Raw genomic sequence first — 21262 nt, 5'->3', positions numbered from 1 at the left:
GCGCTCGATTCTAGGAGCCGTCAAACCCAAGGCAAAGTCATGTTTTTCAAGCGCTTCAGATCGGCCGCGCGTGGGCGGACAGCGGCGCCTGACGATCGCCAGGCTTGATCAGACTTCGGGTGAACAGAAACGAAAACACCCGGCGCCTTGCGGCACCGGGTGTCTGGGAAATCAGCAATTGATTGCGCTTACTTGGAAGCCGCCTCGTAGCGTTCCAGCACGTAATCCCAGTTGATCAGGCTATCGACGAACGCCTCGAGGTACTTCGGACGGGCGTTGCGATAGTCGATGTAATAGGAATGTTCCCAGACGTCGACGCCGAGGATCGGCTCTGCGCCGTGGACCAGCGGGTTTTCGCCGTTCGGGGTCTTGGAGATGACGAGCTTGCCATCCTTGACCGAAAGCCAGGCCCAGCCGGAGCCAAACTGCGTGGTGCCGGCAGCGATGAAATCAGCCTTGAACTTGTCGTAGCCGCCGAGATCGGATGCGATCGCGGTTTCGAGCTTGCCCGGCAGCTTGTTTCCGCCGCCGTCCTTCTTCATCCACTTCCAGAAATGGACGTGGTTGTAATGCTGGGCAGCATTGTTGAAGAGGCCCTGGTTGGTGCCGAAGGACTTCTTGACGACGTCCTCGACCGACAGGTCAGCCATGCCGGCTTCGGCGGCAAGCTTGTTGCCGTTGTCGACATAGGCCTTGTGGTGCTTGTCGTGGTGGTATTCCAGCGTTTCCTTCGACATGAAGGGTGCAAGGGCTTCGTAATCGTATGGAAGTTCGGGAAGTTCGAAAGCCATTGGTATACTCCTTTTGGCAAACACCGTGGGTGAAGGTCGTGCTGGAACATAGGAGCGCGATGGGGAAGAGGCAACGGTGAACCTTCCAAAAACAACCGCTCAATCGACAAGAAATTGCTGAATTTTCCAAGCATTAGCGAGAGGAATCAATCGCTTTCGCACCGAATGCAGAAACCGGAGAAAATTGACGATGAAAAACTTTGTGGCACCGATCCTCCTCGTTTGCGCAACCACCGCCGTGACGGCCCAGGCCGCTTCCGACGATGCGTGGACGACGTTTCAGGCTGACGTCGGCAAGGCGTGTGTGGCGGCCTCGAAAGACCTGATCGAGAACGGAAGAGCCGTGGTCGATCCTTTCGGAAGCCAGTCCTATGGGCTTGCGGTCGTCACCGGCAAAGCCAAAGGCGCCAAGGTCAGGATCAGCACGATCTGCGCCTACGACAAGAAGACCAAAAAGGCCGAAGTGGGTGGCGAGATCTCCGCCGACATGCTGAGGGCAAAACCTGGCAAGTAACATCCGCGACCGCGCGGGCGGCAGCGTTTGGGAACTTTTCCACCACGGCAGACTTTTCCGGGCATGAAACACTGCCGGGAGGGCTGCCGTGTTTGATTTCTTGACCTTCGACTTTCTGACGTCCGATTTCGTGATCTTCGTGGCAATCGGCTTTTTCGCGCAGATCATCGATGGCGCGCTCGGCATGGCGTTCGGCGTTCTCACCACCACTAGTCTGCTTGCTTTCGGCGTGCCGCCGGCAGTCGCCAGCGCCATGACGCATGTGACCGAGTGTTTCACGACGGCTGCATCCGGCGCCTCGCATCTCTACCATCGCAATGTAGACTGGCGGCTGGTCAAGCGGCTGGCGCCGGCCGGCATGATCGGCGGCGCGATCGGCGCCTATCTCCTGTCCAGTATCGACGGCCAGGCGATCGAGCCGTTCGTCTCGGTCTATCTGATGCTGGTCGGATGTTACATTCTTTACAAGGCCTTCCGCCCGGCCTTCAGGCGCGACATCCATGACCGGATCGTGCCCTATGTGGGCGGTGCGGGCGGCGTGCTCGATGCGATGGGCGGCGGCGGATGGGGGCCGATCGTCACCAGCTCGCTTCTCGGCCGCGGCCATGAACCAAAGAAGGTGATCGGCTCCACGAACCTCACCGAATTTGCGGTAACGACGGTGATCTCGGCGACCTTCATCGCCACGCTCGGCTGGTCAGAACTGTCGTCGGCGCTCGGCCTCATCCTCGGCGGCGTGCTGGCGGCCCCGTTCGGAGCGCTGATCGTCAAGCGACTGCCGACCAAACCGCTGATGGTCGCCGTCTCCCTGATCATCATCGGTACGGCTGCGGTGCGGATCATCTGAAGGCTCACGATCTCTAACCTTCCAGCCCATCGCAACATCCCACATCCGCTGTCCTGCACCTGTCCCTTTGGCGGCTGGCGCGCTAGATAACGGGTATCGCGGTTTCCTCCGGGGGCCGTAGCGGAGTGTTCTCCGACGTCCGATCCTCATCTGCAAAGGTATGTCTTCCATGGCTGAAACCAACCGCCCGAACCTTCTTGTGATCCTCTTGCACGGCGTCGGCTCCAGTGGCGACAATCTGGCGCCGCTTGGGGAGGAATGGGCGGGGACGCTTGGCGATGCCGTCTTCGTTTCGCCCGATGCGCCGGAGCCTTCAAGCTTTGGTGCCGGCTACCAGTGGTTCAGTGTTGCGGGCGTCACGCCGGAAAATCGCGGCGCGCGGATTGCTGCGGCGCGGCCGGGGTTCGATGCCTTGATCAACGGTATCATCGCGGACAACGGCTTTGCCGGCAGGCTTGATCGGGTCGCGCTGGTGGGGTTCTCGCAAGGAACGATCATGGCGCTCGACGCGGTCGCAAACGGACGGTTTGGTGTGGGTGCGGTGGTCGGTTTTTCCGGCCGGCTGTCTTCGCCCGAGCCGCTGTCGCCCTCCACGAAGATGCCGGTGTTTCTGGTGCATGGCACTGCCGACGACGTCATCCCGTCATGGGAAAGCGAACAGGCGGCCGACACGTTGGCAAAGCATGGTTTCGACGTGGAGACATCGATCGAGCCTGGGCTCGGACACACGATTTCCGGCGCCGGTGCCGGCCGCGCCGTGGAATTTCTGGCGAAAGTGTTTGGATACGAAGCGCTTTAACGCGGCAGAACAAGGTTGAGGGACGGGGCCCGGACCGGGTGCCGTCCCTCGTTAATCAGACGTCTTCGCCCTTGGTCGAGCGTGCCCAGTCCATGTAGAGTTCGAGCGCCTTGCGGGCGACAGGACCTTCCTGCAGGGAGCGGTCCTCGAACCGGTTCACCGGGGCGATCTTGGAATAGTTGCCGGACGTGAAAATCTCGTCGGCACTGGCGAAATCGGCAGCAGTCAGCGTGACTTCGCGCACGTCGAAGCCGGCGCCGCGCAACAGGGTCAACACGCGCGAGCGGGTGATGCCGGCGAGGAAAGTGCCGTTGGCGATCGGCGTCATGACCACGCCGTCCTTGACCATGAAGATGTTCGAGGATGCGGTTTCGGCGACATTGCCGTTCATGTCGAGCGCGAGCGCATTGTCGAAGCCGCGGCTTTGCGCCTCGACGATCATGCGGCCGCTGTTGGGATAAAGGCTACCGGTCTTGGCGGCCGTCATGGCGACTTCGGCGCTCGGGCGGCGGAAGGGCGACACGGTGAGCGACGAAGCCTTTGCCGTGTGCATCGGAGCTTCGAACAGGCAGAGCGCAAAGCGGGTCGATTCCGGATCGGCGGCGACGACGCTGGTGGGAAGACCGTGTTCGGCCCAGTACATCGGCTTGATGTAGATCGCCGTCTTGCCGTCGAACTTCTTGACGCCTTCCAGCGCCAGCCGCTCGATCTCTTCTGCGGCCATGACCGGCTTCATGCCCATATTGATGGCCGAGCGGTTGACGCGCTGGCAGTGCATGTTGAGATCCGGAGAGATGCCGTCGAACCAGCGGGCGCCGTCGAACACAGTCGTGCCCAGCCACATGGCGTGCGAGGTGGGTCCGATCAGCTTCGGATTTCCTTCCACCCACTCACCATCCACGTAAGTCCAGGTGGTGGAGCGAGGGGATGTGTCGACGGCCATGATATTCTCCTTCGGGTCTTCAAAGCTTGGCGGGGGTCGCTAAAATTTGGCGTGAATGAAATCCCCGAAGCTCTCAAGGTCAAGCGACAATCCGAGATGATTCATCACAAATATTGATGGCACCCCGAATTGCCGCCGTCTCATGGTCAGGGCGCTCGCTGCGGTGCCGGTGCCGGAAGAAGCGGCGAGTCCGATGGCTGGCGCGGACTGCCCGGCGCTCCCTGCAACAGGTTATCGCTACCCAGCTGACGACTGTCGTTCTGCATCAGAGTGATTGACAAAATGACGGCCACCAGCAGGCCAAGGACAATGAGAAACAACCAGCGCATGTATCGAAAACTCCCTCTCACGCAGAATAACGCGAACATTTCCGTCTGAAACGTTGCGTGATCCCTTCGACCAGAACAGTGGGGCCACTCTGCGGCAACGCAGCAAATCCTTCACAAACGCGGCCCAAAAACGTTGACAGCAGCCTTTCAGGCTTGCAGTCTTGCGCCTCACCTCCCGTTTACGCACTCATTTTTTTACAACGCAGAGGCCATGTCCAGATCCGGCGCCCTCACCTCAACGGCTCTCAAGTCATCGTCCATGGCGTTGACGCAGGACCTCGTCGACCTGTGTTTTCGTGACGAGATGGATCCGGGCGCACCGCCAACCTGGGAACCGCTGACGGATGCCGACTATGCCGAGATTACCGAGCGGCTGGTGGGGGATATCGGCGATGAGCCTTTGTGGATCTTTGCCTACGGTTCGCTGATCTGGAAGCCGGGCTTTGATTCGATCGCCTGCCAGCGGGCGACGGCCTATGGCTGGCATCGGTCGTTTTCGCTGCATATCGAACGCGGCCGCGGTTCGCCGGACCAGCCGGGGCTGATGATGATGCTGTCGCGGGGCGGGCGTTGCGACGGCGTGATCTACCGGGTGTCCGATTCGGAAAAGCGCGAGCAGATCGGCAAGGCGCTGCGCCGCGAGGTGAGCCACAAGGACAGCCTCTCGACCTTCCGTTTTCTCCCGGTGCGGACGCAAAGCGGCGAGACGATCCGGGCGCTGACCTTCTGGGCCGGCGGCAAAAGCGCACGGATCATCCGCCCGCTTCCGCCGTTGCAGGATGTGGCGCCGGTTCTGGCGCGCGCCTGCGGCCATCGCGGTTCCTGCGCCGAATATCTCTATAATACCGTCGTACATCTGGCCGAATTCGGCATCCGCGACCGCAATCTCTGGCGGCTGCAGGAGATGGTGGCACGCGAAATCGAAGCGATTCACGCTTAGAAGCGTGATGCCGCCCGTCGGGGCCGGCAGTGCGAAATCTGGCACTCTCTCATAAAAGTTGAGGACGGCGGGCTCGATCCGTGTTTGAACGCTTTCGGGGGCGCGTGCAACCCCCATCGTGATGACCGGCACCGTGCCAGCGAGACCCATGACGACTGTAGCCACCACAGTGTACCTGACCGTAGCGACCGCGTTCTTCGGGATGACGTTGGCCGAGGGTGTGACACGACGGCTTCCCTGGAGCTTCGACAGGATCATGGGACTTTTGCTGTCGTGCCTGTGGCCGCTGATCCTGATTGCGATCGCGGTCAGCAGTCATCGCGATCGCAGAAATGCAGGATGACGCGGCTGCGCATTACTCCACCGATCCTTGTATATTTCCCGTAGAAGCAGCGCGGCGCTGCCCTATATCCTCGATAACCGAAAAGACGAAGACTGGGGCGACTGGATCGATGCAAAGCATCCTCAACGAAGGCGACACGTGCTGGCGGATTGCCAAGGCGGACAGACTTTCCATCATCATCGATGCAGCCGATTTCTTTCGCTTCGCCAAGCGCACGATGACGAAGGCGAAAAAGTCGATCTACATGATCGGCTGGGATTTCGACACACGCATCCAGCTGGAGCCGGGCAAGAAGGATGGCAAGGCTGACACGGACGCGAAGGAAGAATGGCCCGACGAGCTTGGCAAGTTTCTGAACGCGCTCGCCGAGCGAAACAACGGGCTCGATATTCGCATTCTCAAATGGGATATCGGGCTGATCAATTCGATCACTCGCGGTGAAACCCCGTTTTATATTCTCAAATGGATGTTCGACAAGCGCATCCATCTGAAGCTCGACGGCGCGCATCCGGCGCTGTCGGCGCATCACATGAAGCTTCTCGTCATCGACGACGAAGTGGCGTTCTGCGGCGGGATCGACATGACCGTCGGGCGCTGGGACAGTCGCGATCATTCGGAAGACGAGCCGTTGCGCAAGTCGCCGATGGGGTTTGCGCAAGGTCCCTGGCACGATGCCACTACCTGCCTTTCCGGCGAGGCCGCACGGGCGCTCGGCGAGGTCGCACGGCGGCGCTGGAAACTGGCAACCGACGAGACGCTCGATCCGCCCGACGAGAATACCGCCATGCAGAACGACCCCTGGCCGGACGAGCTGGAGGTCGGGTTTCGCGACATCTCGATCGGCATCGCCCGCACCGCGCCTGAATACGAGGGGCGCAGCCAGATCGTCGAGATCGAGACGGCCAAGCTTGCGATCATCGGCTCGGTGAAAAAGACGCTTTATGTCGAGAGCCAGTATTTCGCCTCGCGCCGTATTGCAGAGGCCATGGCGGAACGGCTGAAGGAGCCCGACGGACCGGAAATCGTGCTGATCAATCCGGAGGGCTGCGAAGGCTGGCTGGAAGCCAAGGCGATGGACAGCGCCCGCATTCGGCTGATGAAGATGGTGAAGGACGCCGATGTTCATGATCGATTCCGGATCTACTACCCTGTCAACGAGGCCCGCACGTCGATCTATGTGCATGCCAAGATGATGTTTGCCGACGACCGGATCGTGAAAATCGGCTCGGCCAATCTCAACAACCGCTCGATGGGCTACGATACGGAATGCGACCTCATCCTCGAGGCGCAGCCGGGTGAGGACACGCTGAGCGAAAAGATCGTCAGCACCCGCGACGATCTCATCGCCGAACATCTTGGGCGCGAACCGCAGGAAGTGCGTGACGCGGTTGCAGCGCATGACGGGTCGATCATCGCGGCCATCGAGGCCTTGAACCGACAGAGCGGCCGAGGTCTGCTGCCGGTCAAGATGCGGGAGCTGAGTGCCGACGAGGAATTGCTGGCGGAATCCGATATTGCCGATCCCGAGCGGCCAAGCGGCGTGCGCTACCGGACATCAAACTTTCTGAAACAGCGGTTCGGTCGAGTCGCGAGACGGGCGAAACGGGCGCGCAAAGAGACCTGACGAGGCGGATTGCGCGGCCTCCAGGGCCTTCTTTCGAGCCGATTTGTCGCATCCGGTCGGGTGATCCTGGGCCGGTCTCTGCTTGATCGCCGGATTTCACGGCCCATCTAGAGTGTGCCTCTTCTTTGCCCGGCTCCCCGTCGGGCCCCCTTTTCCAAGGAGCACATGATGCAAACCGTCAACGCCAACGGCGCCCATATCCCAGCTCTCGGTTTCGGCACGTTCCGCATGCCCGATGCGGATGTTCATCGCATTCTGCCGCAAGCCCTCAAACTCGGCTTCCGCCATGTGGACACTGCGCAGATCTACAAGAACGAGCAGGCTGTCGGCGACGTCCTTCGTCAGTCGGGCATTCCGCGCGACGACATCTTTCTCACCACGAAAGTCTGGGTCGACCGCGTCGGTCACGATGCCTTTATCGCTTCGGTGGACGAAAGCCTTGCCAAGCTGAAGACGGATCACGTCGACCTTCTGCTGCTACACTGGCCGCAGAGCGAAATGCCGCTGGCCGAGCGGATCGGCGCGCTGAACGAGCTGAGGACCGCAGGCAAGGTCAAGAATATCGGCGTTTCCAACTTTTCGACCGCGCTGATGGCTGAAGCGGTGAAGTTGTCCGATGCGCCTATCGTCAACAACCAGGTGGAATATCACCCCTATCTCGACCAGACCAAGGTGCTGATAGAAGCGCGCAAGACCGGCATGTCGGTGACCGCCTATTACCTGATGGCCGATGGCGCGGTGCCGAAGGACGAGGTGTTGAAGGAGATCGGCGCGAAGTACAAAAAGACCGCCGCTCAGGTCGTGCTGCGCTGGGCCGTGCAGCAGGAGGACGTGATCGCGCTGTCGAAGACCGCGACCGAAAGCCGGCTGCCGGAGAATTACGACATCTTCGACTTCTCGCTGTCGCCGCAGGAAATGGAAGCGGTGTTTGCGCTGTCGCGGACAGACGGACGCATCGTATCGCCGGTGCATCTCGCGCCAGAGTGGGACTGATCCGGTCCGAGGCTTCGGTCTCGGACAATGGTCCGTTTGGGTCGCTTCCCACACACTCCCGCCGTGGTTTGTGTGGGATCCTGCCCAATTGCCCGGCGAGCCTCCCCCATGCGGCAGTCGAGGCCACGTCTTCTCTTGCCTCTCCCAGCCAGAACCATAGGTCTTGTCAAGGGCTGGAAGAGGAGGAGTTTTCATGCATTTCAGAACGATATTGATGTCCGCGGCGGCGATGGTTGTTACCGCCCTGCCCGCCAGCGCGCAGCAAAAGCCTGCGGACCCGGCGCCGAAGGACTGCCCGAGTTCGATGCCGGCCGGGACCGAGTGCTTTGCAGGTCAGGATCTGCACGGCGCCTATTACTGGATCGCCAAGCCGAAGGACTGGAACGGCACCCTTGTCGTTCATGCCCATGGCGGGCCGCGCACCGCAAAGCCTACGCCGGACGATCCGGTCGAAGATCTCGAGCGTTTCGCGGTCACCGTTCAGGAGGGCTATGCCTGGGCCGGTTCCAACTATCGCCGCGAAGGCTATGGCGTGCGGATGGCGGCGTCCGATACCGACACTCTGCGCCAGATCGCGATCGCGCTTCTCGGTGAGCCGAAGCATGTCCTGCTGCACGGCCAGTCCTGGGGCGGCAATGTGGCGGCGAAGACGGCCGAACTCTACGCACTCGACTGGCGCGGCCAGAAGAATTACGACGGCGTGGTGCTGACCAGCGGCTTGCTGGCCGGCGGCGGCCATGGCTATGACTTCCGCGCCGATCTGCGGGCCGTCTACCAATATTACTGCAAGAACCATCCGCGCGCCGACGAGGTGCAGTATCCGGTCTGGCAGGGCCTGCCCAAGGGTGAGAAAATGTCGCGCGACGAGCTGCAGCAGCGCGTCGACGAATGCACCGGCATCTCGCTTGCGAAGGACAAGCGCTCGCCAGAGCAGGCGAAGAACCTCGCCAATATCCTCGCCGTCCCCAAGGTGCCGGAAAAGACGCTGGTGGCGCATCTGAGCTGGGCGACCGGGTTGTTTTCCGACATCGTCTGGCGGCGGATGGATGGCAAGAACCCGTTCGACAATGCTGACGTGCAGTACAAGGGATCAGACGATGACGCAGCGCTGAACAAGGGTGTCGAGCGGTTCAAGGCGGACCCGCAAGCGGCTCGGCTGATGGCCTATGATGCTGATCTCACCGGCCAGATCGTCGCGCCGACCATCACCCTGCACGCCAAGAACGATCCGACCGTGTTTGTCGATCACGAGGCGATCTATCGCCAAACGGTGGACAAGGCCGGCAATGGCGAGCTGCTGGTGCAGAACTTTTCCGACGAGGCGGAGCATTCAAAGCTCTCGACGCCGCAATATGCAGCACTGTTTTCGGCCATGCTGAGCTGGATCGAGAAGGGCGAGAAGCCGACGCCACAAACGGTGGCAGCGCTGTGTGAAAAGAAAGCCGAGACCTACAAGGAGCCTTGCAAGCTTCTGCCGGATTTCGTGCCGCAGATCCAGGAACGCTAGAGCGCGTCTTGCCGCCTAGATCAGACAAGGACGGGCGGAGCACATGCCTCGCCCGTCTTCGTTTGTGACTACAGCCAACCCTTGCGGCGGAAGTAGAGGTAGGGGAGCGCCATCGAGACGATCATCAGGCAGAGCGCCAGTTGATAGCCGTAATGCCATTGCAGTTCCGGCTGATTGGCGAAGTTCATGCCGTAGACCGAGGCGACCAGCGTTGGCGGCAGAAACACGACTGACGCAACCGAGAAGATCTTGATGATCTGGTTCTGCTCCAGATTGATCAGCCCCAGCGTCGCATCGAGCAGGAAGTTGATCTTGCCGGACATGAAGGCCGAGTGATCGCCAAGCGAGGTGGCATCGCGCTGCAGCAGTTTCAGGCGCTGGCGCATTTCCTTCGGCAGCTTGCGATCGACACCATCGAGGGCCGCATAATAGGCAACGACGCGCGAGACGCTGACGAGGCTTTCGCGTACGACGGTGATGAACTCGCCCTTCTGGCCGATCGCCCGGATCAGTTCCTGCAGGTCGCGCGTCTTCTTGTTGACCTTGGAGGCCTTGGCCGCAAAAATATCGCGCGAGATCTGGTCGATATCGTTGCCGAGCCGCTCCAGCGTATCCGCCATGCGGTCGATGATCGCCTCGACCAGACCGGTCATGATCAGTTCGCCGGTTGCCGAATGGAGGCCGAGCCCGTTGCCCTTGCGGGCACGCGCCATGAACGCATCGAAGGGACGCGGCTCGGAATAGCGCACGGTGACGAGAACCTGGCCCTTGACGATAAAGGTGACGGGAACCTTGTGCGGCGTGCCGGCATCCGGGCGTGTCAGCACGGTCATGGTCATGAACTCGGCGCCGTCTTCCTGGTAGAGACGGGAGGAGAGTTCAATATCCTCCATCTCGTCCTGGGTGGGAATGGTAACCCCGAGGCGGGAGCCGACATCGCGCTCTTCCTTGGCCGTCGGGTTGATCAGGTCGTACCAGATCACAGGCGGCTGCGGAGCAACAGACGTCGCATCGGCGGCTGCACTGGCTATTACGGCGTCGGCCGCGACAAGGCGGTCGTGATCATAGGCATGGATACGCAGCATGACGGCTCCTATTCCGGACCATTGAGGTCCCCGGAGCGCATCACCGATATGAACGGTTCAGAGCCCCGAAGCGGCAGGTCTATCTGTTGACGTCGAACTTCGACTGTCGGGGTTCATCTCGGTTTGTCCTTTGAAAGAGCGGCACCCGAACGGGTAGCGCTTTGCGCGTGAAATGGCGCGGAAATCACGGAAAGTCAACTCCCCGCAGCGCAGCATTGACCCGTCGTTTGCGCTTCTGTAGCAAAGCCGCTCCGACCAAGAGGTTTGTCCCATGCTGCCCTGGATCCAGCTCGACCGCGCAACCATTCCCGGCGCCCTGCCCGGCGAGGAAGGCGAGCTGCGTCTGAAGCAGCGCGGCCAGGAATTCTCGATCATGCTCGGCACCAACGAGCTGATGAACAGCCGTCTCAGCGGTTCGGAAGAAGCGCTTGCGACGCTCGCACACGATAAGATCGGCAATAGAGCCAAGCCGTCGATGCTGATCGGCGGGCTCGGCATGGGGTTCACGCTGAGGGCAGCACTTGCCGTTCTGCCCGAGGATGCGCAGGTGACCGTGGCCGAGCTGGTGCCGGCCGTAGTCGACTGGGCGCGCGGGCCGATGGCGCCGGTCTTCAAGGGCTGCCTCGATGATCCGCGCGTGGCGATCTTTGAGGGCGATGTCAGCGAGTTGATCCGCCAGTCGAGCGGCGCATTCGATGCGATCCTGCTCGATGTCGACAATGGCCCGGATGGATTGACGCGGGCCTCGAACGACCGGCTCTACACCATGAGTGGTCTCTATGCCGCACGCTCGGCGCTGCGGCCCGGCGGCGTTCTCGCCGTCTGGTCGTCAGGGCCCGATGCGGGTTTCACCCGGCGGCTGAAGGAAGTGGGATTTCAGGCGGACGTGGTGAACACGCGCGCCAACGGCAAGCGTGGCGCAAAGCACGTGATTTGGCTGGCAGCCAAGGGCTGACGTTCGGCCGACTACGTTTTGCTCAGACGCCTGGGGGTGGGCTGCCGGCGAACTGGAAATAGAGGAATGCCAGGACCAGACCCGCGATAATGGCGACCCAGAACAGCATGCGCTTCACACCGGGCGCCATGTTTTTGAACGGCGACTTGCGCGGTGGCTTGACCGGTTTCGGACGCTGGAACTTGATGATGTTGTCGCTCATCGCCGACCTATAGCATAGCTGATCATTTAGAAAAGCCGCCGGCAGTTGTGCCAGCGGCTTTCGGATTGCGTTTCGAAATCAGACGAACTGGCTGAGGCCAGGTACCGATGCGATGACCGTATCGACGGTTTCGTCGCCGGCGTGTTCGCGTGCGACAGCCATGGTTTCCTTGGCGAGTGCTGTGATCTCGCCCATGCCGAGGCCCTGCGACATCAGCTGCTGGCCGAGCGTCATGATGCCGCCGCCGCCGAAGCTCGACATCAGGCCGCCGAGCAGACCACCGCCACCGGCACCTTCGCCGTTGAATTTGCCGACCAGTTCCGGCGCGCCGGGAATGGCTTCGATCATCCGCGCCACGGCAGCGTCATCCGCCTCGCGCTGCAGGAAGCCCAGCATCATGCCGATCGCCTTTTCGGCCGCATCAGGTGCAAGACCGACGCGGTCGGCAACGCGGGTAACCATCTCGTTCATCAATATCTCCTCAGTTTTGACGTTCACGTCAAGGTCATACATAGACTCGTGCCGGATGCCAACAGGCGTGTTCCAACTGGTGCCACGCAGCCCGGGTTGGCGCAACCGGCGGCTTGTCAATCCTCGGCGGCGACACCGACCGTATCGGCCATTTCAGCGCCACGTGCCCCCATCGGCTTTGGATGGCCGGTGGTGGAATCGATCGAGGTCTGGTGTTCGAGCTCCGCGTTGATCTCTGCGCCGACGACCACGATGATGACGGATACCCATGTCCAGACCATGAAGCCGATCAGTGCGCCGAGCGTGCCATAGGTGGCATTGTAATCGGCGACGTTGGCCAGATAGTAGGACACGCCGAGCGAGGCGAGAAGCCAGAAAATGGTGGAAAAGGCAGCACCCCAGGTCAGCCACTGGATCTTCGCCGGCTCGCGGCTGGGGCCGAACCGGTAGAGCGCCATGATGCCGAGCGTGACGAAGACCATCATCAACGGCCAGCGGGCGATGCGGATGATCATTTCCGACCACTGGTCGAGCCAGAAATATTTGAGCAATGCCGGCACCACGCCCATGGCAAACAGGATGACGATGGCAATCAGCATCGCGCCGAGCGTGAAGAGCAGCGACATCAGGTTGAGCTTGACGATGCCGCGCTTTTCCTGCTCGCCGTAAGCGACATTCATGGCCTCGAAAAGCGCCTTCATGCCGTTGTTAGCGCTCCAGAGCGCCAGCGCCAGACCCGCGATCAGGCCGATCGACAGCGTTGCGCCGCGTTCGCTTGAGAGGGCCCGGACCTGATCGAGGAAGATGTTCAGCCCTTCGGCGGGCATAATCGTGCTCAGAAACGCGATCCGATCGGCTATCGTCACGGGATCGGCGACGAAACCGTAGATCGACACGAGCGCACTTGCGGCGGGAAACAGCGCCAGCAGAAGGTAATAGGTGACGCCGGCGGCGATCAGCGTGATGCGATCTTCGGTTACGCCGGCATAGACGCGCCAGAACACGTCTTTGAGGCCGCGGGCCGGTATGCCCATCGGACCTTCCGCGTGGCGGCCCCTTTGCGCATCGCGCACGCTTTGCGCATCGAGTGTCCGAGTTCCCGCCGGTCCGGCTGTGTCCGTCATCGTCACGTATTCACCCCTCTTCTGCCGCCTCTCGCGCCAGTTTTCACTTGGCCGATTTTCAGCCGTTGCCCGGCTCTTCAGCGCATCCTATAAAAGCCACAGATTGAACGCGTTTAGGGAGCGCATAGTTGCATGGCGAATATTGATGCGGACGATCAGGCGAAACTCTTTATCGGCGGCAGTCGCAACCCTGACGACACGTTGAACAAGGCCGAATTCCTCGACATGAAATTCGGCAACCGCCACGGGCTGGTGACCGGTGCCACCGGCACCGGCAAGACCGTGACGCTGCAGGTTCTGGCCGAGGGCTTTTCACGCGCCGGCGTTCCCGTTTTTGCATCCGATATCAAGGGCGATCTTTCCGGCGTCGCGGCCAAGGGCGAGCCCAAGGATTTCCTCGCCAAACGCGCCGAGCAGATCGGCTTTGCCGACTACGATTTCGAGCAGTTCCCGGTGATCTTCTGGGATCTCTACGGCACCAAGGGCCATAGGGTTCGCACGACGATCGCCGAGATGGGGCCGCTCTTGCTGGCCCGTCTGATGGATGCATCCGAACCGCAGGAAGGCGTGCTGAACATCGCCTTCAAGCTGGCCGACAAGGCCGGGCTGCCGCTGCTCGACCTCAAGGACCTGACCTCGCTTCTGAATTACATGGCCGAGAACGCGTCGGAACTATCCAAGGAATTCGGCCTCATTTCCAAGGCTTCGGTCGGCTCGATCCAGCGGGCGCTGCTCGTTCTGGAACAGCAGGGTGCGGAGCATTTCTTCGGCGAGCCGGCGCTGAAGATCACCGACATCATGCGGGTGAACCCGAATTCCGGTTACGGCCAGATCTCGATCCTTGCCGCCGACAAGCTGATGATGAACCCGCGGCTCTACGCGACGTTCCTTTTGTGGCTTCTATCGGAACTGTTCGAGGAACTGCCCGAAGTGGGCGATCCGGACAAGCCGAAGCTGGTGTTCTTCTTCGACGAGGCGCATCTGCTGTTCGACGAAGCGCCGAAGGTTCTGCTCGACCGCGTCGAGCAGGTGGTGCGGCTGATCCGCTCCAAGGGCGTCGGCGTCTATTTCGTCACCCAGAACCCGCTCGACGTGCCGGAAAGCGTTCTCGCCCAGCTCGGCAACCGGGTACAGCACGCGCTGCGCGCCTATACGCCGCGCGAGCAGAAGGCAGTGAAGACCGCCGCCGACACGTTCCGCCCGAACCCGGCCTTCGATTGCGCGACCGCGATCACCCAGCTCGGTACCGGCGAGGCGCTGGTCTCGACGCTTGAGGGCAAGGGTGCACCATCGATGGTGGAACGGACGCTGGTCCGCCCACCCTCGGGACGGATCGGTCCTTTGACCGATGCGGAGCGGCAGTCGGTGATGGACCGCAGCCCGGTTCTCGGGGTCTATGACGAGGATCTCGACCGCGAAAGCGCCTTCGAAATGCTGGGCGCCCGGGCAAAGCAGGCCGCCGATGCGGCCGCTGCCCGCAAGGCGCAGGACGAACTCGACCCCGCGCCGCCCGCCGGCTCCGGCGAAACCACCGGCTGGACCCTGCCCGGCTTCGGCAACAAGGACGACGACGAGCCGAAGGGCCGCAGAACCGTTGGCCGCTCGGGCTACCAGCGCGAGACGATCATCGAAGCGGCCATGAAAAGCGTGACGCGCACCGTCGCCACCCAGGTGGGCCGGGCGATCGTGCGCGGCATTCTGGGCAGTCTGAAGCGGTGACCGGGCGGATGCACAAAGCGGCAAGGACAGGGCTCTGCGCCCTCGCCCTTGTTGCGCTCGCCTTTTCCTCGACCGCGCAGGCGGCAGATGCCGGCAACGGCAAGCGGGTGTACCAGAAATGCGTCGCCTGTCATGTGGCCGACCGGGAGACCAACCGGTTCGGCCCGCATCTCAAAGGCGTCGTCGGGCGACCGGCAGCGCAAGTTCCCGACTACAAGTATTCGCAGGCGATGAAGGATGCAGGCGCAGCCGGTCTCGTCTGGGACGACGCGGCACTGTCGGCCTTTCTCTCGAGCCCCAAGAAGAAAGTGCCGGGAACCAGCATGCGCTTCTTCGGCCTGTGGACCCAGGCCGAGATCGACGACGTAATCGCTTACCTGAAGACGACCGCGCAGGCCGAGTAACGGTCGAGACCGCTGTCAGCCGTTCAGATGCGCCAGCGAGACAGGCACAAATTCGTCGTCGCGGATTGTCTCTGCGGTTGCGACTTGCGACACACCCAGCGCCTTTTCGCGCCAGGTCTCCAGGAGCCAGGCAAGCTGCGTGAAATCGAGCCCGTAGGCGTCGTGCAGGCCGGAATTGCGGCCGGTCGCATCGCGGCTCATGCGGATCAGGGCGGTTTCCGGAAGCGTCAGATCGTCGAACACGACCATTTTCATCTCCAGCTTCGGCAGAAAGCGCATGGAAATCGGCGTCATCCCGCCGGCCTTGAAGCCCTCGACATCCTGCCAGCGCCAGACTTTGCGACGTCCGAGCGTGACCATGGTGAAGCCGTCGCCATCCAGTTCCAGCCGCTGACCGACAAGGACGCCCGCCATCATGACGGAGGCGCAGAGCGACAGGAAACCGACGCCCAGCCAGAGAATGACCTGTCGCAGTGCCGGCATCGGCGGATCGGCCGGGTCGGCATCCAAAAGCAGAAACAGAAGCAGGACGGCAAAGGCTGCGCAGCCGACGGCCAGCGAAAAATAGCGGACGCGGCTGGAATAGAGGGTGACCGGACCGGGAAAGCGCGAAATCAGCGTTGCGGCATCCACCCGCCTTCGATGGAAGGTTTGCGGCCAGAGCATATGCGCAAAGACGAAGGCGCCTGCCCCGAACAGGGCCAGCACCGGCCAGCCGCCCCGGAAACCCGTCAGGATCATGACGATGCCGGACAGGGCCAGGAATGTGCTGATGCTAAAGAAAACAAGGCTCAGCGGACGGGGCAATGGATGCATGAGTGGGTCCTCCGGCCTTATGCGTGAAGGTGCAATTAGGCCTGACGAGGACAGGTTCAAGGTTTCGGGGATCAAGAGCGCTTCGGAGCGACGAGGCAGAAGAAGGCGCCCTGCGGATCGGTGGCCTGGACGATCCAGCTTCCGCCGGGCACTTGCATCGGCCCGAACACGACACTACCGCCGCCGGCCGTGATCCGCTCGATGGCCGCGTCAATCGCCGCGACGTTGAAGTAATAGGACCAGCACGGCGCAGGCACCGTGTCCGGTTTCGTCATCATGCCGCCGATCGCCCGGCCGGGATGGCCGTCATAGGCAAAGATGCGGTAGACGCCCCTCTCGCCCATGTCCATGTCATGGTCCTTCGCCCAACCGAACACGCTTCCATAGAATTCGAAAGCCTCCTCGCCGTTGCCCGCCATCAGCTCGCACCAGCCGAGATTGCCGGGATCGGCGGGGCCGAGCTGGCGGGGCGGGTTTGCCGGCGGGATCGGCGTCATGATGCAGAGAACCGCCCCATGCGGATCGGCCACAACAGCAAACCGGCCGACGCCCGGGATATCCTCCGGGTCGCGCTGGATGCGTCCGCCAAGCGAAACGAAGTCACTTGCGGTTTCATCGACATCGTCGACGGCAACATAGCCGGTCCAGTTCGGCGGCATCTTGCCTTCAAGCTCCGGCGGAAAGTGCATCATGCCGCCGATGCCGGGGCAATTGTCACCCTCGCCCATTTCGAACAGGAAATAGGACGGCATATCGGGCATGGCGAGTTCGCGGACATTCCAGCCGACCACCGAGGCGTAGAACTTGCCCGCCGCAGACGTGTCTGACGTGATCAGTTCGCACCAGATGAACTTTCCATGCGTGTCCGAACGGGATTTCGAAACGATCTGCAGCATGCCCATCTCCCTCTTGTGTGTGTTGAACGGACCCGGCGACAAGCTCTCAATGGCAGCAGGATGACGCCTGTTGCTCGGGCTTTGCCGCATATTCGTCGTGGCGCTTGAGGAAGCTCATCGTCTTGTCCTCGTTGCGGCCGAGCGGCGCGCGGTCGAGCAGCATCAGCGTGCCGATCACCTCCTCCGGTCCGCGGGCATAGGTGGAATAGGTGTGGAAGATCTCGCCGGCCTCATTCCTGTAGAAGGCGGACAGGCCCGGAAGCTCCTCGAAACCTTCGCTCACGGGCAGGTCGCGGAAATTGTAGTTGATCGTCTCGCCCTGCATCTCTCCTTGCGTGAAGGAAACGCGATAGTCGTGGTTGAAATCTGTGGCGTAGGACGAGACCCAGGGAAACTGCCAGTTCATGCGGGCCTTGTAGGCCTCGATTTGCTCCAACGTGCCGCGCGAGACGGCGACCAGCGTGACGTCGTGATGGTTGAGATGGGCAAGCGTGCCGTCGAAATGGTCGGCCATGAAGGAGCAACCGACACAGCCTTCGCTCCAGTCGGGTCCGAACATAAAGTGATAGATTAGCAGCTGGCTGCGTCCGGCAAAGAGATCGGACAAGGTCTTGCCGCCCTGCGGCGTGTCGAAGACATAGTCCTTGTCCACCCGCACCCAGGGCAAGGCGCGGCGGGCGGCGCGGACCTTGTCACGCAACCGCGTCTCCTCCTTCTCGAGCGCCAGAAGCTCGAGCCGCGCCTTCAGCCACTCTTCTTTCGACAGGACGGCATTTGTCGGGAATGCGCTGACATCCATAAGAACCTCCCCTTTCTTGACAGAATAGGTTGATATCAACATAATATTTCCATGCTGTCAAATCCCGATTCGTTTCCGTTTTCCGCCACGCTTCATGTCCGCGACACCTGTCTTTGCCTGCATGTGCAACGGGCAGCGCGGGCCTTAGCGCGAACCTTCGATACGGCGCTGAAGCCGGTTGGATTGAACAATGGCCAGTTCTCGCTGATGATGTCGCTCAACCGGCCGCAGCCGGCGACGATGAAATCCGTCTGCGATCTGCTTGCCATGGACCGCACGACGCTGACTGCGGCCCTGAAAGTTTTGCACGCGCGTGGCTGGATCGGCAGCGCCGTTGACCCGAAGGACAAGCGCGGACGGCTCCTGACACTGACGGAGGATGGCCGCGCGGTTCTGGCGAAAGCCCTGCCGATCTGGGAAGCGACGCATGCAGAGCTTGATGCCGCGCTGCCCGGCGGCAATGCGGACCAGCTGCGGGACTCGTTGAAGGTTGTGAGCTGAACGGGGTCGGCTGTAACTTGCGCAAACAAAAAGCGGCCGAAGCCGCTTTTTGCCGTCGCGCGCGGGCAGTCCGAGAACCGAACTGCCCGCCGGACCATTGTTTTAAAGCTTTACTCGACGGTAACCTGGACTTCGGTCGAGGTGCGCATCGCGTGGCTGTAAGGGCAGACGATATGGGCCTTGGCGACCAGGTCTTCGAGCTGGGCGCGTTCGATGCCGGGGGCGTTGACCGACAGCGAGACTTCGATGCCGAAGCCGCCACCATCTTCGCGCGGGCCGATGCCGACCGTTGCGGTGACCTTGGCCTCGTCAGGGATCTTCACCTTTTCCTTGGCAGCGACGGCTTTCAGCGCGCCGAGGAAGCAGGCGGAATAGCCGACCGCAAACAGCTGTTCCGGATTGGTGCCGGTGGCGCCATCGCCGCCGAGTTCCTTCGGAACCGTCAGCGTGACGTCGAGCACGCCGTTGTCGGAAGCACCGTGGCCGGAGCGGCCACCGGTTGCGGAACCCTTGGTCGTGTAAAGAATGGGCATGGAGTAACTCCCTTGGTGATTGGTATTGCCGGATCATCGCGCGAGCATTCGATGGCACGAAAACCTGAACCGGCATTAGTCCAGCGACATGGTCGCTAAGGCAGGAGATAGGGCAGCAGGCCGCGAAGTCAGGACCGGGGTGGGAGATAATGAACGGGGACCGGGAAAGAGAGGTGCGCCGATGGCGCCATTGCCGAGGGACGGATGGTCACCGGATGCAAAAAAGGCTGCGGTCTCCCGCAGCCTTTTCGTCGTAGATCAAGAAGATGCTTACTGCCAGACGACGACGCGGGCCTTGTTGGGGACGCGCTCATAGAGGTCGATGATGTCCTGGTTCATCAGGCGGACGCAGCCGGACGAGACGGCTTTGCCGATCGAGTTCCATTCCGGCGAACCGTGCAGGCGGTAGAGCGTGTCCTGGCCGTTCTGGAAGATGTAGAGCGCGCGGGCGCCGAGCGGGTTTGTGAGGCCCGGAGGCATGCCGCCGTTTGCGATTGAATACTTGACCAGTTGCGGCTGGCGCGCGACCATTTCGTCCGGCGGGGTCCATTTCGGCCACTTCTGACGCCACTGGATGACGCCCTCGCCGCTCCAGGCAAAGCCATCGCGACCGATGCCGACGCCGTAGCGCATGGCCGAACCGCCGGGCTCGACCAGATAGAGGAAGCGCGACGGGGTGTCGACGACGATCGTGCCCGGGCGTTCGCCTGTCGGATCGACAACGCGCTGGCGATAGTAGCGCGGATTGATCCGCTCATAGGGGATGGCCGGGATGACATAGCCACCATCTTCGACGGCGCCGTACATCATCGCGGCTTCGGGATCGCCGCCAACCGGCGGAAGGCCGTCGTTGCGGAGGGCGACGCCGTCACGGTAGGTGACGATGTTGCCGGAAGGGCCCGGCGCAGTGGAAGCGCAGCCCGCGAGCGTCGAGGCAGCGCCGACACCCAGCATGGACAGGAAGCCCCGTCGGGAGAAAGAAGAGTTGGAAATCATGTTCGGAAAGTCACCCTAGAGGAACGCGTCACTGCAAAAGCAAATTTTAACGGCAATCGAACCGATTGGTTCCCTGCCTGATGTTTTGCTCCACTATCACATAACGCGGCCAGCTTCATCGACCATTCACGAGGTTGACACACACCATCACAGGGATGCGACACAGCCTGTGTCCCCTGCGCAACAGCGTGATCACTTCACTGTGTGTGAGGGCAGATACGAGGCCCGGGGGATTGACGCGCGAGATGCAAGCTTGCCGTGGGCAGTTTTGCCACGCGCCAGCGGTCAGAGAACGACGATCGGAGTGCCGTTCGGGACACGGTCGAACAGGTCGATGACATCCTGGTTGAGCATGCGAACGCAGCCGGACGAGGTTGCCCTGCCGACGGACTGCCAGTCCGGCGTGCCGTGAACGCGATAGAGCGTGTCCTTGCCGTCCTTGTAGATATAGAGCGCGCGGGCACCGAGCGGGTTGTTGAGGCCGGGATCGGCGCCGCCGGATGCTGCTGCGAACTGGCGAAGCTCCGGCTGGCGAGACACCATTTCGCCTGAAGGCGTCCAGCGCGGCCATTTCGCCTTGCGCTGGATGACGCCGCGGCCGGACCAGGCAAAGCCCGCCTTGCCGAGACCGACGCCGTAGCGGATCGCCTTGCCGCCGGGCTGCACGAGATAGAGGAAGTTGGCACGGGTATCGACCACCAGCGTGCCGGGTGCTTCATTGGTCTGGTAGGACACATCCTGGCGCAGAAAACGGTTGTCGATGCGCGAATAGGGAATGGCCGGCAGCGTGTGGCCGTCGTCGCGGATCACCTCGTACATGACCCGGTGCACGGGGTTGGAGACCGGCATGCCGTAGGTCTGGTGGAACTGCGTCTGATAAAGCTGACGCTTTTGCGGAATAGCCTCCTTCTGGGGAAGAGGCTGTGGCTGGACCGGCTCGTTGTAGGCCGGCTGATAGAAGACCGGCGTGGTTTCGCGGGCAAACACGGCCGGGTCCATGCGGGTCGTATCGGTGACGAACGGCACCTGGCAACCGCTGAGCGCCGTCGTCGCCACGAGAACGGCCGCAAGACCGGAGGTCCGGCTGAGCGATAAGGCTTTGTTTTGCATGGCAGTCCCGCTTCGGCATTG

24 protein-coding genes are annotated in these 21262 nt (G+C 61.8%); 12 read left to right on the top strand and 12 right to left on the bottom strand.

Annotated elements, in window-relative coordinates; genetic code table 11:
* Nucleotides 1-188: 188 nt before the first annotated feature.
* On the bottom strand, nucleotides 189-791 hold the full coding sequence (locus G6K99_RS04470; protein WP_062453504.1) for a superoxide dismutase: 603 nt from the start codon (nucleotides 789-791) through the stop codon (nucleotides 189-191).
* Nucleotides 792-981: 190 nt separating this feature from the next.
* Here G6K99_RS04470 and G6K99_RS04465 point away from each other — a divergent pair, with 190 nt between their 5' ends.
* The 3 genes from G6K99_RS04465 (at nucleotide 982) to G6K99_RS04455 (ending at nucleotide 2951) form a co-directional block, all read left to right on the top strand.
* On the top strand, nucleotides 982-1305 hold the full coding sequence (locus G6K99_RS04465) for a hypothetical protein (protein WP_174195832.1): 324 nt from the start codon (nucleotides 982-984) through the stop codon (nucleotides 1303-1305).
* Between the two features lie 115 nt (nucleotides 1306-1420).
* Nucleotides 1421-2152 (top strand): sulfite exporter TauE/SafE family protein, encoded by a 732-nt coding sequence (locus tag G6K99_RS04460; RefSeq protein ID WP_174196046.1) that lies wholly within the window; start codon nucleotides 1421-1423, stop codon nucleotides 2150-2152.
* 169 nt (nucleotides 2153-2321) lie between these two features.
* Nucleotides 2322-2951 (top strand): alpha/beta hydrolase, encoded by a 630-nt coding sequence (locus tag G6K99_RS04455; protein WP_371816119.1) that lies wholly within the window; start codon nucleotides 2322-2324, stop codon nucleotides 2949-2951.
* Nucleotides 2952-3006: 55 nt separating this feature from the next.
* Here G6K99_RS04455 and G6K99_RS04450 read toward each other — a convergent pair whose 3' ends face one another.
* Entirely contained in the window at nucleotides 3007-3894 is an 888-nt protein-coding gene (locus G6K99_RS04450) for a branched-chain amino acid aminotransferase (RefSeq protein ID WP_174195830.1), read from the bottom strand.
* A 540-nt stretch (nucleotides 3895-4434) separates the two neighbouring features.
* On the opposite strand from G6K99_RS04450, the gene G6K99_RS04440 reads away from it, so the two are divergent.
* From G6K99_RS04440 to G6K99_RS04420, 5 genes are all read left to right on the top strand, one after another.
* A complete protein-coding gene (locus tag G6K99_RS04440; protein ID WP_244631354.1) occupies nucleotides 4435-5163 on the top strand; it encodes a gamma-glutamylcyclotransferase in 729 nt (242 codons plus the stop codon).
* Nucleotides 5164-5311: 148 nt separating this feature from the next.
* Nucleotides 5312-5506, top strand: a complete 195-nt coding sequence (locus G6K99_RS04435; protein WP_174195829.1) for a hypothetical protein — start codon at nucleotides 5312-5314, stop codon at nucleotides 5504-5506.
* A gap of 109 nt (nucleotides 5507-5615) precedes the next feature.
* Nucleotides 5616-7130, top strand: coding sequence for a phospholipase D-like domain-containing protein (locus tag G6K99_RS04430; protein WP_174195828.1), 1515 nt, complete (start codon nucleotides 5616-5618; stop codon nucleotides 7128-7130).
* A 168-nt stretch (nucleotides 7131-7298) separates the two neighbouring features.
* On the top strand, nucleotides 7299-8123 hold the full coding sequence (locus G6K99_RS04425; RefSeq protein WP_174195827.1) for an aldo/keto reductase: 825 nt from the start codon (nucleotides 7299-7301) through the stop codon (nucleotides 8121-8123).
* Nucleotides 8124-8316: 193 nt separating this feature from the next.
* The gene (locus G6K99_RS04420) at nucleotides 8317-9630 is read left to right on the top strand and encodes a S9 family peptidase (protein WP_174195826.1); all 1314 of its coding nucleotides are present in this window, start codon (nucleotides 8317-8319) and stop codon (nucleotides 9628-9630) included.
* 68 nt (nucleotides 9631-9698) lie between these two features.
* Here the strand turns inward: G6K99_RS04420 and G6K99_RS04415 are convergent, their stop codons facing one another.
* Complete coding sequence (locus G6K99_RS04415; protein ID WP_062453512.1) at nucleotides 9699-10715, bottom strand: magnesium transporter CorA family protein; 1017 nt, start codon at nucleotides 10713-10715, stop codon at nucleotides 9699-9701.
* Nucleotides 10716-10986: 271 nt separating this feature from the next.
* On the opposite strand from G6K99_RS04415, the gene G6K99_RS04410 reads away from it, so the two are divergent.
* A complete protein-coding gene (locus G6K99_RS04410; protein ID WP_174195825.1) occupies nucleotides 10987-11670 on the top strand; it encodes a spermidine synthase in 684 nt (227 codons plus the stop codon).
* 22 nt (nucleotides 11671-11692) lie between these two features.
* On the opposite strand, the gene G6K99_RS04405 is transcribed toward G6K99_RS04410, so the two are convergent.
* The 3 genes from G6K99_RS04405 to G6K99_RS04395 form a co-directional block, all read right to left on the bottom strand.
* The gene (locus tag G6K99_RS04405; RefSeq protein WP_062453514.1) at nucleotides 11693-11872 is read right to left on the bottom strand and encodes a hypothetical protein; all 180 of its coding nucleotides are present in this window, start codon (nucleotides 11870-11872) and stop codon (nucleotides 11693-11695) included.
* A gap of 78 nt (nucleotides 11873-11950) precedes the next feature.
* Nucleotides 11951-12343: a hypothetical protein gene (locus tag G6K99_RS04400; protein ID WP_062454796.1), complete on the bottom strand. Its 393-nt coding sequence runs from the start codon at nucleotides 12341-12343 to the stop codon at nucleotides 11951-11953.
* A 116-nt stretch (nucleotides 12344-12459) separates the two neighbouring features.
* Nucleotides 12460-13467 carry a YihY/virulence factor BrkB family protein gene (locus tag G6K99_RS04395; protein ID WP_174195824.1) on the bottom strand — a complete coding sequence of 336 codons (1008 nt, stop codon included), beginning with the start codon at nucleotides 13465-13467 and terminating at the stop codon, nucleotides 12460-12462.
* A gap of 132 nt (nucleotides 13468-13599) precedes the next feature.
* Here G6K99_RS04395 and G6K99_RS04390 point away from each other — a divergent pair, with 132 nt between their 5' ends.
* Both G6K99_RS04390 and G6K99_RS04385 read left to right on the top strand, forming a co-directional pair.
* Nucleotides 13600-15186, top strand: a complete 1587-nt coding sequence (locus G6K99_RS04390) for a helicase HerA-like C-terminal domain-containing protein (protein ID WP_174195823.1) — start codon at nucleotides 13600-13602, stop codon at nucleotides 15184-15186.
* 8 nt (nucleotides 15187-15194) lie between these two features.
* The gene (locus G6K99_RS04385; protein ID WP_113111244.1) at nucleotides 15195-15590 is read left to right on the top strand and encodes a cytochrome c family protein; all 396 of its coding nucleotides are present in this window, start codon (nucleotides 15195-15197) and stop codon (nucleotides 15588-15590) included.
* Nucleotides 15591-15605: 15 nt separating this feature from the next.
* Here G6K99_RS04385 and G6K99_RS04380 read toward each other — a convergent pair whose 3' ends face one another.
* From G6K99_RS04380 to G6K99_RS04370, 3 genes are all read right to left on the bottom strand, one after another.
* Nucleotides 15606-16406, bottom strand: coding sequence for a hypothetical protein (locus G6K99_RS04380; RefSeq protein WP_174195822.1), 801 nt, complete (start codon nucleotides 16404-16406; stop codon nucleotides 15606-15608).
* 71 nt (nucleotides 16407-16477) lie between these two features.
* The gene (locus G6K99_RS04375; protein WP_174195821.1) at nucleotides 16478-17302 is read right to left on the bottom strand and encodes a VOC family protein; all 825 of its coding nucleotides are present in this window, start codon (nucleotides 17300-17302) and stop codon (nucleotides 16478-16480) included.
* Between the two features lie 46 nt (nucleotides 17303-17348).
* Nucleotides 17349-18101 (bottom strand): thioredoxin family protein, encoded by a 753-nt coding sequence (locus tag G6K99_RS04370; RefSeq protein WP_174195820.1) that lies wholly within the window; start codon nucleotides 18099-18101, stop codon nucleotides 17349-17351.
* A gap of 54 nt (nucleotides 18102-18155) precedes the next feature.
* On the opposite strand from G6K99_RS04370, the gene G6K99_RS04365 reads away from it, so the two are divergent.
* On the top strand, nucleotides 18156-18602 hold the full coding sequence (locus G6K99_RS04365) for a MarR family winged helix-turn-helix transcriptional regulator (RefSeq protein ID WP_371816137.1): 447 nt from the start codon (nucleotides 18156-18158) through the stop codon (nucleotides 18600-18602).
* A gap of 110 nt (nucleotides 18603-18712) precedes the next feature.
* Here G6K99_RS04365 and G6K99_RS04360 read toward each other — a convergent pair whose 3' ends face one another.
* The 3 genes from G6K99_RS04360 to G6K99_RS04350 form a co-directional block, all read right to left on the bottom strand.
* On the bottom strand, nucleotides 18713-19135 hold the full coding sequence (locus G6K99_RS04360; protein ID WP_062453520.1) for an organic hydroperoxide resistance protein: 423 nt from the start codon (nucleotides 19133-19135) through the stop codon (nucleotides 18713-18715).
* Nucleotides 19136-19405: 270 nt separating this feature from the next.
* Nucleotides 19406-20131, bottom strand: coding sequence for a L,D-transpeptidase (locus G6K99_RS04355; RefSeq protein WP_174195818.1), 726 nt, complete (start codon nucleotides 20129-20131; stop codon nucleotides 19406-19408).
* A gap of 285 nt (nucleotides 20132-20416) precedes the next feature.
* Entirely contained in the window at nucleotides 20417-21241 is an 825-nt protein-coding gene (locus tag G6K99_RS04350) for a L,D-transpeptidase (protein ID WP_092661599.1), read from the bottom strand.
* Nucleotides 21242-21262: the final 21 nt, after the last annotated feature.

Source organism: Neorhizobium sp. AL 9.2.2, from assembly GCF_013317225.1.
GTDB classification, from domain to species: Bacteria; Pseudomonadota; Alphaproteobacteria; order Rhizobiales; family Rhizobiaceae; genus Neorhizobium; species Neorhizobium soli.
The sequence above is the reverse complement of the archived record's forward strand: the minus strand, read 5'-3'. Positions and strand labels throughout refer to the sequence as shown.